Origin of the sequence: Amphibacillus xylanus NBRC 15112 (assembly GCF_000307165.1) — a bacterium.
In the GTDB taxonomy this organism is placed as follows: Bacteria; Bacillota; Bacilli; order Bacillales; family Amphibacillaceae; genus Amphibacillus; species Amphibacillus xylanus.
The window spans coordinates 2,101,803-2,114,589 of record NC_018704.1 but is presented as its reverse complement, the minus strand read 5'-3'; the positions used below and the strand labels follow the sequence as shown (position 1 = coordinate 2,114,589).

11 protein-coding genes and 1 riboswitch are annotated in these 12,787 nt (G+C 37.2%); of the genes, 8 read left to right on the top strand and 3 right to left on the bottom strand.

From position 1 onward, the window contains the following. Window positions 1-115: 115 nt before the first annotated feature. Window positions 116-1,240: a non-hydrolyzing UDP-N-acetylglucosamine 2-epimerase gene (gene wecB, locus AXY_RS10215; protein WP_015010737.1), complete on the top strand. Its 1,125-nt coding sequence runs from the start codon at window positions 116-118 to the stop codon at window positions 1,238-1,240. A gap of 109 nt (window positions 1,241-1,349) precedes the next feature. Here the strand turns inward: wecB and AXY_RS10210 are convergent, their stop codons facing one another. After that, the gene (locus tag AXY_RS10210) at window positions 1,350-2,387 is read right to left on the bottom strand and encodes an LCP family protein (RefSeq protein WP_015010736.1); all 1,038 of its coding nucleotides are present in this window, start codon (window positions 2,385-2,387) and stop codon (window positions 1,350-1,352) included. 484 nt (window positions 2,388-2,871) lie between these two features. On the opposite strand from AXY_RS10210, the gene AXY_RS10205 reads away from it, so the two are divergent. Next, the gene (locus AXY_RS10205; protein ID WP_015010735.1) at window positions 2,872-3,828 is read left to right on the top strand and encodes a nuclease-related domain-containing protein; all 957 of its coding nucleotides are present in this window, start codon (window positions 2,872-2,874) and stop codon (window positions 3,826-3,828) included. Between the two features lie 311 nt (window positions 3,829-4,139). Here AXY_RS10205 and AXY_RS10200 read toward each other — a convergent pair whose 3' ends face one another. Further along, a complete protein-coding gene (locus AXY_RS10200; RefSeq protein ID WP_041450174.1) occupies window positions 4,140-4,973 on the bottom strand; it encodes a zinc ribbon domain-containing protein in 834 nt (277 codons plus the stop codon). A gap of 71 nt (window positions 4,974-5,044) precedes the next feature. Beyond that, window positions 5,045-5,770: an EAL domain-containing protein gene (locus tag AXY_RS10195; RefSeq protein WP_015010733.1), complete on the bottom strand. Its 726-nt coding sequence runs from the start codon at window positions 5,768-5,770 to the stop codon at window positions 5,045-5,047. A gap of 257 nt (window positions 5,771-6,027) precedes the next feature. Between AXY_RS10195 and AXY_RS10190 the strand changes: the two genes are divergently transcribed. The 6 genes from AXY_RS10190 to AXY_RS10160 all read left to right on the top strand — a co-directional run bounded on the left by AXY_RS10190 (window position 6,028) and on the right by AXY_RS10160 (window position 12,685). After that, window positions 6,028-6,774 carry a YveK family protein gene (locus tag AXY_RS10190; protein ID WP_015010732.1) on the top strand — a complete coding sequence of 249 codons (747 nt, stop codon included), beginning with the start codon at window positions 6,028-6,030 and terminating at the stop codon, window positions 6,772-6,774. Continuing rightward, window positions 6,767-7,456, top strand: coding sequence for a CpsD/CapB family tyrosine-protein kinase (locus AXY_RS10185; protein ID WP_015010731.1), 690 nt, complete (start codon window positions 6,767-6,769; stop codon window positions 7,454-7,456). The genes AXY_RS10190 and AXY_RS10185 overlap by 8 nt, the downstream gene beginning before the upstream one ends. 370 nt (window positions 7,457-7,826) lie before the next feature. Then, window positions 7,827-7,934: riboswitch (TPP riboswitch) on the top strand. A gap of 148 nt (window positions 7,935-8,082) precedes the next feature. Further along, a complete protein-coding gene (gene thiT, locus AXY_RS10175) occupies window positions 8,083-8,658 on the top strand; it encodes an energy-coupled thiamine transporter ThiT (RefSeq protein WP_015010730.1) in 576 nt (191 codons plus the stop codon). A gap of 375 nt (window positions 8,659-9,033) precedes the next feature. Beyond that, complete coding sequence (locus tag AXY_RS10170) at window positions 9,034-9,801, top strand: tyrosine-protein phosphatase (RefSeq protein WP_015010729.1); 768 nt, start codon at window positions 9,034-9,036, stop codon at window positions 9,799-9,801. 99 nt (window positions 9,802-9,900) lie between these two features. After that, window positions 9,901-10,788, top strand: coding sequence for a UTP--glucose-1-phosphate uridylyltransferase GalU (galU, locus tag AXY_RS10165; RefSeq protein WP_015010728.1), 888 nt, complete (start codon window positions 9,901-9,903; stop codon window positions 10,786-10,788). Window positions 10,789-10,858: 70 nt separating this feature from the next. Further along, a complete protein-coding gene (locus tag AXY_RS10160; RefSeq protein WP_015010727.1) occupies window positions 10,859-12,685 on the top strand; it encodes a polysaccharide biosynthesis protein in 1,827 nt (608 codons plus the stop codon). Window positions 12,686-12,787: the final 102 nt, after the last annotated feature.

Genomic DNA, 12,787 nt, shown 5'->3' with positions numbered 1-12,787 from the left:
TATCTAATTTTTATGAATGGATAGTTGACGTTATTTTTTATTTTCAAAGATCATCTGCTATAATAAATCACTGGAAGGATTATCGTGAAGATTAGATAACAAGGGGTGAATTTGAATGGAAAAAATAAAAGTAATGGTTGTATTCGGTACAAGACCAGAAGCAATTAAAATGGCACCACTTGTTCGTGAATTACAAGAACGCTCATCAGAGTTTGAATTAATTGTGACGGTAACAGCACAGCATCGCGAAATGCTAGATCAAGTACTGGATGTTTTTGGAGTAAAGCCAAATTACGATTTAAATATCATGAAAAAGAAACAGACATTAGCAGAGATAACGACTCGTGCGTTAAATGGCTTGAATGATATTATTGAGGAGACAAGCCCTGATATTGTCCTTGTTCATGGTGATACAACGACGACATTTGCTGCATCATTGGCAAGTTATTATCAACAAGTAGCTGTCGGCCATGTCGAAGCGGGATTAAGAACGTGGAATAAGCACTCACCTTTTCCTGAAGAGATTAATCGTCAATTGACAAGTGTGATAGCTGACATTCATTTTGCGCCGACTGAAAAGTCAAAACAAAACTTAATCAGTGAAAATATTGCACAAGATCATATTTATGTAACCGGAAATACTGCCATTGATGCATTAAAAACAACAGTATCTGATACATATTCCCATCCTATTTTAGACGAGATTGGTGACAAGCGATTAGTCTTATTAACAGCTCACAGAAGAGAAAATCTTGGTGGAAATATGGAACAGATGTTTCGAGCTATAAAACGACTAGTTGAAGCGCATCGTGATATTTATGTGGTCTATCCAGTTCATTTAAATCCAGTTGTTCAACAAACGGCAGCTGATATTTTAGCTGATTCAGATCGTATTCAGTTAATTGAACCATTGGGTGTAATTGATTTTCATAATTTTGCTGCTCGATCACATTTGATTTTAACTGATTCAGGCGGAGTTCAAGAAGAGGCTCCATCATTAGGTGTGCCTGTTTTAGTGTTACGTGATACGACTGAACGTCCAGAGGGAATTGATGCAGGTACATTAAAATTAGCGGGTACAGATGAAGACACGATCTTCAATTTAGCAAATCAACTATTAACAGATCAAGAAGAATATGACCGTATGGCACAAGCCAAAAACCCTTACGGTGATGGTGAAGCATCAAGAAGAATTGCAGATGCAATATTGGCGTACTTTAATGTGGAAAAGGATAAGTAAGCGTCAGAATAAAGTTAAAGAGATGTAAAAGCCTCCATCTAGGTGATGAACCGAAAAGCTAGATTGTTGTCTAACTTCTGGTTGCACCACCGAGTTGGAGGCTTAGTTTTTATAGATTATCATCACTGTCTTCAGTTGAATAGGCTGAGGCAGGACTTGTTAATCCGAGATGTTCTTGAAGAATTTGTTTCGTTTCAGCTAAACTCTGTTCATCAATTTGGAAGTAATATGCATCAGTCCATAAATCGCTACCTTCTAAATTTAATGACTCAATTTGCAGGTTGCCTTTTAGACCGTAGTTTGTAAAGCTGACGATATCTTTAAAATTCATACTTGTACTCATATTGTCACCGACTGCAGTCATTAGAGCATCAATATTAAATATTGTATTAATTGATACAGCTCGATCGACCATTGCGCTAATCAGTTGTTGCTGTCTCTTTCCACGTTCAATATCATTATCCTTTTTACGTGTACGGGCAAATGCTAATGCTTCCTCGCCATTTAACCATTGTTCACCTGGTAATAAATGAATCGCTCCTTTAGTATCGTTTGAATCCATCTCTTTAATTTCATAAGGAACATCAACTTTAACGCCATTGAGTGTGTCGACAATATCTATAAATGCATCAAAATTGATTCTGACGAAATAATCAATCGGTACTTCTAAGAGATTTTCAACTGTCTCGATTGTCGCTTTAGCACCACCATATGAATGGGCATGATTTATTTTCGTATAACGATCGCGTTCAGGTACATAGACGTATGAATCACGCGGGATACTTAATAGTTTTACTGAATTCTCTTCTTTGTTCAATGTGGCTAGAATTAATGCATCTGATAGACCGTGACCAGAATTACCTCTCGTTCCACCTTGATCAACCCCAATAAACAGAATTGACACATTATCAACATTCGGATCAATCTCATCTTCCCTTAGTTCAGAACCACCATCTCGTCCATCACTTTCAAATGAATTATCAACAACTTGTTGAGCTTTAAAAAATACACTAACGCCATATGAAATGATTAATAAAAATAGTAGTACAATAGGTACGACAAGAAATATAATTAATTTTTTATTTCGTTGCTTTTTTTTCACTTCTCGTTTAACGAGTCGTGAAGGTGCTTGATTATCTTTTTTCATCTTTATCCCCTTACAAAATGTAAAATGCGCTAAATTTAATTGTACTATTAAAGACCTAAAAGGTAAATTAAATTATTAATTTTACGTAAATTTGTAACCATAATGTAATGATTCATATATTAGACGAATTAATTTTGAAAAAGTGACACAGCCCTAGAAAATTTTTTGTCAGTTTATTTAGATTCCCCCAAAAGAATAAATCAAGTAGTTAATTGTTATAAAAAAGTAATTTGTTATAATAAAACATATAATCTAGTTGACTTCCCCTTCAATATTTATCCAATTCGGGTGCGTTCGCACTTGAAATAGAAAATTCGCACTATCTCGTAGTGCGATCGCACCCAATCCTCATAATTCGCACCATATCGTAGTGCGATCGCACCCAATCCTCATAATTCGCACCATATCGTAGTGCGTTCGCACTCAAATTTTTTAATTCCCACTACATTAATTTTTCTGGAAAAGTAAAAGGAGTGATTTATGAATGAAAATTGTTTTACCATTGTCAAAAACTGAATTACATCAACAATCGGAGATCTTGTTAAAGCGGTATCCTAGAAGAGATAAAATTTTAGATGAGCTACAGGATATTTACCGGAGAGAAGAAGCGGGATATCAAGGTGAAAAGCAGCTAGATTATTATTTAAACTTGTCTGATTTAGCAGGTGCGTATAGTTTGGCAGGATTAAGATTAAAAGGTGATAAACACTATTTTCAAATCGATCGAATGATTTTAACACAGTCAGTCTGCATCATTATTGAGTCTAAAAATCTTAAAGGTCAGTTATTATTAAACGAAGAAGATCAACTGATCCAGCAAACCTCAGATAGTCAAAAAATTTATGAAAATCCCTACACACAAGTAAAACTTCAAGCAAAACAACTCCGCCAGGTTTTGAATCAACTTGGCTATTCAGACTTACCTATTCATCCACTTGTTGTCTTCACAAATAAAAATGCAATATTAAATCTAGGAGGAACGCCAGATCTAATTGCGTTACACAGACTTACTTTCCGAATCGACGAAATCCTAAATTTTTATCAAAGAATTCAAAATCCAAAGATGATCCAAAATCTAGCTTATAGATTGTTGAGCAAACACACGGTGAGGAGGGAGAATATTCTTGAAAAATTTAATTTAAATATTTACTCAATCCGTACTGGAGTGTTGTGTTCCGATTGTGAACGGGGAAAGATGGTGCGTGTTCATGGTACGTGGATTTGTGAATTTTGTAAACAGCAGAATCAACAGGCACATATCTCAGCACTTAGTGATTATGCAAAAATAGTAAATCCCCTTATTACAAATAAGACAGCTCGATATTTTTTGGAGGTTGAATCGCGTTTTACAGTGTACCGAATATTTAAAGATTTAAATCTACCGATTAGTGGGAATAGAAATTCAACTCACTATGATTTATCAAAAATAATTCCGGTATAATGAGGTAATTATAACCAAATTGGGTGCGTTCGCACTCGAAAAAGTAATTTCGCACTATATCGTAGTGCGTTCGCACCCGAAATTGAAAATTCGCACCACATCATAGTGCGTTCGCACCCAAAAATAGAATTTCGCACCACCACTATATAATACTCCCACTCCCAGCCTCCAAGCAGTCAGAATTGGCATACGCCAATTCTCACATCATCCAAATCAAAAGGAAGGAACTGGCCCAAGCCAGTTCCAACACCCCTCCAAAAATAAAAAGTAGGTTCTGACCTGAGTCAGAACCTACTAAAGTCCAATAAAATTTACCACATCATCTGATTGATTAACTGTCCGATAAGTGCGTCACTGAATAATAGCAACACGATCGTCATGATTAAGAAATGAATAATAATCACGTAAGTAACATCTAATCCACCTGGTTTTTCTTTTGTATCTTTAATCGTAAAGATCGTTGCAATACTTGCTAAGAACATAGTTAAAAATACTAACGACATTAAAATAGTACTAAACAAGTATGCGTTGAAAATACTTACGACAAAAGATAATAAAGCGAGTCCAGCTGGAATAATCATAAACGTCATGAAACGTGTAAAGACTTGTAAGAAGTCAATTTTAGAATTCATTAGTCGTGCGACTGCAAACAGAACTGCTACCGTAATTGCAATAAATAAAATAAACAAGAAAAACGGAATAACAACAGTTCTAATGAAAGACGGACGTCCCCATCCAGCCATCAACATCGTACCTGATAGATAAACAGATAACGGAAGGAAAGCAGAAAAGATAATTAAAGTAATTAGTCCATTAATTAAATCAGCTTGCTTAGCACCAACTTCCTTACTTGCTTGATAAGGTGCCTTCAAACCATTAAGTAAGTAATTCCAAAAACTTTGGCCAATCTCTTTTGCCATTTCAATTGTTGGATCTGGCTCCATCGGACGCTTAGGTGGCTGAACGCTTTCCGCCCCAGCAGCACTAGTCGGATTTTCATCAGTCGCCTGCGTAGCAGTAGCTTCAACCTTCACCTCTGGCTCATTTTCAACTGGATTTTGCTTTAAATGATCAATTTGTTTTCCACAATTGATACAAAATTTTGCATCATCGTTATTGATTGTTTGGCATTTTCCACAGATCATCATTTATCACTCCTTTATGTATACTATATTTAAGTTTAAACGATATATTCTATAAGTCAAAGGAACAAACTTTACAAAAATGCACGCACTTCTTCAATTGCTTTTGGACGACCGAGAAAATAACCTTGCGCAACCTCAACACCTAATTGCATAGCAAAAAGATACTCCTGCCGCGTCTCCAATCCTTCTAACACAAGCTGGATCTGCTGATCCCTACAATAATCGCGAAATAGCTGAACTAGAGCTTTTTTCTTACTTGAAAGATGAAGCTGCGTACTAAACAAGCGATCAAGTTTTATATACTTAAACGGAAATTCAATGATAACATCAAAATTGGAATAACCCTTACCGACATCATCAAGTGCAAATTGGAAACCATAATCAACAAGATCATGAATCATATGAAAGGAATCGAGCAATTGATCCATCTGTTCTGACTCGGAAATTTCCAAAACGATTTGATCCGCTCGTAATTGATTGGTGTGTAAAGTGTGATAAATAAACGTAGAAAAATTAGGATTGATTAAAGTAGAAGGGAGCACATTAATAAATAAGACCGCATCACCATCAGAAAGACGAGAATCCCGAAAAGAGCGCATCACTAATTCAATCGATGCAGTATCGAGATCATACAAGCGCCCAGCCCGCTTAGCCGCCTCAAACGCTAACTCAGGATTTGGAAAATCAAACGGCCTCATTAGCGCTTCAAATCCAAGACACTGATGACTGTTTAAGTGATAGATGGGCTGAAAATTATGTGTAAAAAGTCTTTTTTCGATAAAATGATCGATCAACATATGAAAGCCCCCATAAAATGAATTCGCTTACAAACTCTATTATATCAAATATTACAAATAAGCCAATAAAGTGTTAATAAAAAAGAACAATTTTCCTAATATTCTGAAAAAATATTATACCAATTGCTAAAAGTAATGACGTAAAATCATTATATTAAATTAATTTACCAATTTTATAAAAAAATATGCTATAATGTTTTTTGTATATTTTTGTCCAATTCAGGACTACTCAACTAAACATTGGAGGATCAAACTAAATGGAGGAAACAATTACACTAAAAGAGATCGCTCAGATAATTAAAAAGAGACTAGGATTAATCATTGTCCTAACAATAGGATCAGCGATTATAAGCGGTATATTTACATACTTTTTTATCACACCAATTTATCGAGCTAATTCACAATTTCTTGTGAATCAAAATCAACCCAACGCAACAGTAGAATTAAATGAAATTCGAACAAACGTTGAATTAATCAATACCTATAGCGTAATTATCAGAAGTAACCGGATTCTTGATGAAGTGATTGATGAACTTCAATTGACAATCTCACCATCAGCACTTGCTGAAAAAATTTCCGTCACAAATGAGAATGGATCACAAGTGGTAACCGTCTCGGCTACAGATCCCGATCCAAAGATGGCAGTTGATCTTGCCAATGTGACCGTTGAAGTTTTCCAAGATCAAATAGACGAATTAATGAATGTTGATAACGTAAATATATTAAATCCTGCAGTTCTACCAGCAAACCCGACACCAGTGAGTCCAAATCTCACACTAAATATTGCTATCGCCTTTGTCTTAGGTGGTATGGTTGGTGTTGGTTTAGCATTCTTATTTGAATACTTAGATACAACTGTAAAAACAGAAACTGACGTTGAAAAAATTGTTGGTCTCCCTGTCATTGGTGTTGTGGCAAAAGTTCAAGAAACTGACCTCGTGCACATACAACAACATGCAAATAGACGTCAAGCTAGAGAAAGGGGAGTAACATATAATGGCTAAACATAAAAGACCAGTTAAACAAGCAGCTAGACATTTAATTACTAAACTGAATCCACGCTCACCAATCTCTGAGCAATTCCGTACGATTCGAACAAATTTACAGTTTACTGCGGTAGACGATACACTTGAAACGATGCTCGTGACATCAGCTAACCCGTCAGAAGGTAAATCACTTACGATTGCCAACCTAGCGATCGTTTTTGCCCAACAAGAAAAGAAGGTGCTTTTAGTTGACGCCGACATGCGTAAACCAACTGTTCACTATACATTTAGAATCGACAACCGCCGTGGTTTAAGTAGTTTACTCGTTGGTGAGTATGAGCTTAACGAAGCAGCAATTAAATCTGATGTCCCAAATCTAGACATTTTACCATCTGGTCCAATTCCGCCGAATCCATCAGAATTACTCGGCTCGAATAAGATGCGTCGCTTAATTGACGAGGCAAAAGACCAGTATGATCTAGTTATTTTTGATACACCACCTGTTCTTGCAGTAACAGATGCTCAGTTACTTGCCAACTTTGTTGATGGCTCACTACTCGTTATTCGTAGTAAGCAAACAGACCAGGAATCTGCGATTAAAGCAAAAGAACTGCTTGAACCAGCCAAAGCAAAATTACTTGGAGCCGTACTAAACGACGTCCAAACATCAAAAGATCAGTATTATTATTACGGAGAATAGAACTTGCGCGTTATTGCGCAAGTTTTTTTATGAAAAAATTCACGCTCCATTTTCCCGATAATCCCAATTCGGGTGCGAACGCACTCAATTCCCGGATTTCGCACTCCTTGATAGTGCGAACGCACCCAATCAAGAAAAATCGCACCACTTGATAGTGCGAACGCACCCAAATTCAAAATATCGCACATAAACAGTGTGCGAACGCACCCAATCAAGAAAATTCGCACCACACCATAGTGCGAACGCACCCAAATCAAAATTCTAACATCCTCAATCATCCGGTTCTATCTTATTCTCCTAAAATCATTCCTCTTGAATTCTGAATTTAAATCCTTTATACTAATACCTAGTAATAAAAAAGTAAATAGCACAAGCCTACAGGGGGAGCTGATTGAGTCGGCTGAGATTGAACACGCATTGTTCTGACCCTATGAACCTGTTAGATAATTCTAGCGTAGGGATGGTGGCTTTTTTGATGGTATTTTTGCATAAAGTAACAAGCAATGTGAGCGGGTTCCCCATCAGGAAGCATCCCCTTGGCACATTGCTTTTTTATTGTTAAAAAGATTGGAGGAATATTCCACAAATCCAATCAATAAAACCCAAAAATATAAGGGGGAAGAAGTATGCAATCTAAACGTACACTATTTTTCATTGAGGTGGCTATCTTTACAGCACTAGCACTTATTTTAGACATCATTCCATTTCTGTCATTTAAAATCTGGGCACAAGGTGGTTCAATCTCATTTGCGATGATCCCAGTCTTTATCGTTGCATTTCGTTGGGGCTTAAAAGGAGGCCTACTGTCTGGCTTACTTTTTGGGATTCTCCAAGTTGCAACAGGAACAGCATGGATTGGTCACCCGATACAGGGTATTCTCGACTATCCAATCGCATTTATGGTATTAGGATTTGCGGGACTACTCGCACCAGCTGTTCAAGCAGCATTAAAAAATAACAATACCAAACGATTCGTCGGCATGGTGACAGTTGGTGTATTAATTGGTATCACACTTAGATTTATCACACACTATGTTGCAGGAGTTGTCTTCTTTGAATCATTAATCGAAGGGATGAATATTTGGGTCTACTCACTCGTTTATAACAGCTCGTACCTCATCCCATCATTTGTAATAAATGTTGCTGCCGTAAGCTTTCTATTTAATAAACGCCCACACCTTGTAGCTGCGACAACAAAATAACCCAAATTCAAACTGGAACCTAGCTCACATATCCAGAAACAAATCCGTACATCGACATAAGATGTGCGGATTTTTTAGTCACAACCCAACAAATAGTTAAAAATGTGAATTTCTAGTGACAAATCCTCATTTTTCCCTATCACAAAAAACAATTTCCAAATCAAAACCTGAAAAATCACACAAAAACTGTCATATCAAGCGCTCCAATAGGACAAATGACCCAAAAATTAGATAAAATCACAGTTAATATAAGCTAATATGCCTAAAAATTTTGCTGAAATTATGGAAAAGAGTCACAAAATTGGTTCCATTCTATGAAAAAAACTGTTATAATATTATTGCTGTACAAAAATTACAGATGAGGAGGTTGTCAATATGATAGATATACATTGTCATATACTACCCGGTGTAGACGACGGAGCAAAACATCTAGAAGACAGCGTAGCCATGGCAAGACTAGCCGTCGCAGAAGGCATTCATACGATAATAGCAACCCCACATCATAAAAATGGGCGTTACAATAATCCGAAAAAATCAGTACTTTCCGATTTAACTAGATTAAATGATCGAATCCAACAAGAGGAGATCCCATTGACAATTTTGCCTGGGCAAGAAGTAAGAGTTCATGGTGAACTGATTGAAGGTTACGAAGCCGACGAAATTCTAACCTTAAACGGAGCAAGTCGCTATATTTTTATTGAGCTACCAACAGAACATATTCCACGATATACAGAACAGCTGTTATTTGACATTCAGATGAAGGACTTAATCCCAATCATCGTTCACCCAGAAAGAAACACAGTCTTACGGGAACAACCAGGACAGCTCTACCACTTCGTTAGAAACGGTGCATTAACACAAATTACTGCCGCAAGCCTAGTAGGCAAATTCGGTACAAAAATAAAAAAATTCACACATGAATTAATTGAACATAATTTAACACACTTTATCGCATCAGACGCACATAACACGAAGTCAAGAGGCTTCTATATGCGTGAAGCAAACCAAATAATCACAGAACAATACGGGCAGCACACTCTATTCACATTTATGGACAACGCCCAACAGATCGTCGATAATAAGATGGTCTACATTGATGAGCCAATAATGATTAAACGGAAGAAATTCCTCGGTCTATTTTAAGGGAAAAACTCACCATTCCCAAATGGTGGGTTAATATAACTCAAATGGCTAATCAATTTGGCACATACTAATAGATCAATAAAAAGGAGCATGTTTCATATGGCGAAAGTAAAAAAAGCAATTATCCCAGCAGCCGGTCTAGGGACTCGGTTTTTACCAGTGACAAAGGCGATGCCGAAAGAAATGTTACCAATTGTTGATAAACCGACAATTCAATACATCGTCGAGGAAGCAGTTGCTTCGGGCATCGAAGATATTATTATCGTAACCGGAAAAGGTAAACGTGCGATTGAGGATCACTTTGATTTCGCACCAGAGCTTGAGCAAAATCTAAAGGCTAAAAACAAACTAGATTTGTTACATAAAGTTGAGCAATCTACAAATTTAGCGGATATTCACTATATTCGTCAAAAAGAACCAAAAGGTCTTGGACATGCAGTTTGGTGTGCTCGTAAATTTATCGGTGATGAGCCATTTGCGGTGCTACTCGGTGATGATATTGTTGAAAGTGACGTACCATGCTTAAAACAATTGATTAATCAATTTGAAGATAAACAATCATCAGTGATTGGTGTTCAACAAGTGCCAGAAGCATTAACTGAACGCTACGGAATCGTAGATCCAGGTGCAAAGGTGAATGGTCGACTCTATGAAGTGGATCATTTTGTTGAGAAGCCACCACTAGGTACTGCACCATCAAATCTAGCGATTATGGGACGCTACGTGTTTACACCTGAAATTTTCCGATTCTTAGAGCGTCATCAAATCGGTGCAGGTGGAGAAATTCAATTAACAGACGCAATCCAAATGTTAAATGAAATTCAGAAAGTATACGCCTATGACTTCCAAGGACGTCGCTACGATGTAGGGGAACAACTCGGTTTCATTGAAACGACGATTGAATTCGCACTGAAAAATAAAGAAATCGGCGAAGATGTTAAAAAGCTCCTGTTTGATTTAACAGATCAACTAAGAGCAGAAGAATAAACTGATCGGTGGCAAGCTCCACCGTACGATTTTCAATTACCTGAATTTTCGAAAAAAGGGGCAAGTAATCATGTCATATCGCAAGCGACTTATCTCACTTATATTGCTTGACTCACTTATGATTGCAACAGCTATATTCCTAGCGGCATGGGTTGTTTATCCTGCACGATCAGATTGGGATACTAATATCGTATGCTTTAGCGCAATCGGACTATTAATCTTTCATTTTATCTATGCTTTAATTTTTAAACTCTATCATAAGATTTGGGCATATGCGAGTGTTAAAGAATTAAAAGCGATTATCTACTCTGTTACATTAGCGAATCTATCAACAGCAGTTTTCCAGTACTTCATTAATGATTTTAAGATTTATCGCCGGGCAATGCTCGTTACGTGGCTCATTCATTTAACTGTGATCGGTGGTTCACGCTTTATTTGGCGGGTTTTCCGAGATCACTATATTAATCCAAATCCAAATCGAAAGCGTACATTAATTATTGGTGCAGGTGATGCGGGAGCGATGATCGCCAGACAACTTACAAACGGGCAAACAGACGTAGACTTAAACCCAATTGGATTTGTTGATGATGATCCGATGAAGCAAAAAATGCACGTCTTTAATCTACCTGTCCTAGGTACGACTGAAGAAATCGAAGCAATCGTTGAAGCCAAGCAAATTGAACATATAATTATTGCCATACCATCAATTCGAAATGGTGAACTTAAGGCAATTATTAATCGTTGTAATAACACAGCGAAGAAGGTACAAATTTTGCCGAAACTTGAAGACCTTGCGACTGGTCGTGTATCGGTTAAAATGTTAAGAAATATCGACGTGGAGGATGTCCTCGGACGTCCACCGGTAGAGCTTGATATCGATGCAATCTCAACATATGTGACTGACAATACCGTTATGGTAACAGGTGCAGGAGGATCGATCGGGTCGGAGATTTGCCGTCAGCTGATGCGCTTTAATCCGTCAAGAATTCTATTAGTCGGCCATGGTGAGTTTAGTATTTATACAATCGAAAAAGAATTACAGAAGACATACGGACATACGACTACTGAAATTATTCCACTTATAGCTGATGTCCAAGACCGTGACCGAATCTTTAATATTGTAAAACAATATCAACCGTGGATTATCTATCATGCAGCTGCACATAAGCATGTGCCACTCATGGAATATAATCCACATGAAGCGATTAAAAACAATGTCATCGGAACGAAAAATGTTGCAGAAGCAGCCGATGTATTCAATGTTCATACATTTGTTTTAGTCTCAACGGATAAAGCCGTTAACCCAACTAACGTTATGGGCGGTACAAAACGTATTGCAGAAATGATCATCCAAGACCTTGCGACACGAAGTAAAACGAAATTCGTTGCCGTCCGTTTTGGTAATGTACTAGGTAGCCGTGGCTCAGTTATCCCACTATTTAAAGAACAAATAGCAGAAGGTGGACCAGTTACAGTCACACACCCAGAGATGACACGTTATTTTATGACGATACCAGAAGCGACAAGACTTGTGATTCAAGCAGGCACACTTGCAAATGGTGGAGAAATTTTCGTCCTCGATATGGGCGAGCCTGTTAAAATTGTTGACCTGGCAAAAAATATGATCAACCTATCAGGCTATTCAACTGATGACATTGAAATTAAATTCACTGGTATTCGACCAGGTGAGAAAATGTACGAAGAACTACTTAATAAGGATGAAATTCATCCAAGAGAAGTATACGAGAAGATATATATCGGCAAAACAGACCAAGTTGACATTAATCCAGTCTTACAGCTAATCGACACATTTGAGCAATTTGATAATGTTCAAGTTAAAGACGCCATTATGGACATCGTTTTTGCCGAACAAAAGATCAAAACTAGCATTTCTTAACCAAACTGTAATCTTAATTGATAGTAACTTTAACAAATTTAAGGTAAGATAAACTTAAATAACGAACGTTACAGACAAGCAACCAGACACAGGGGGAAGATT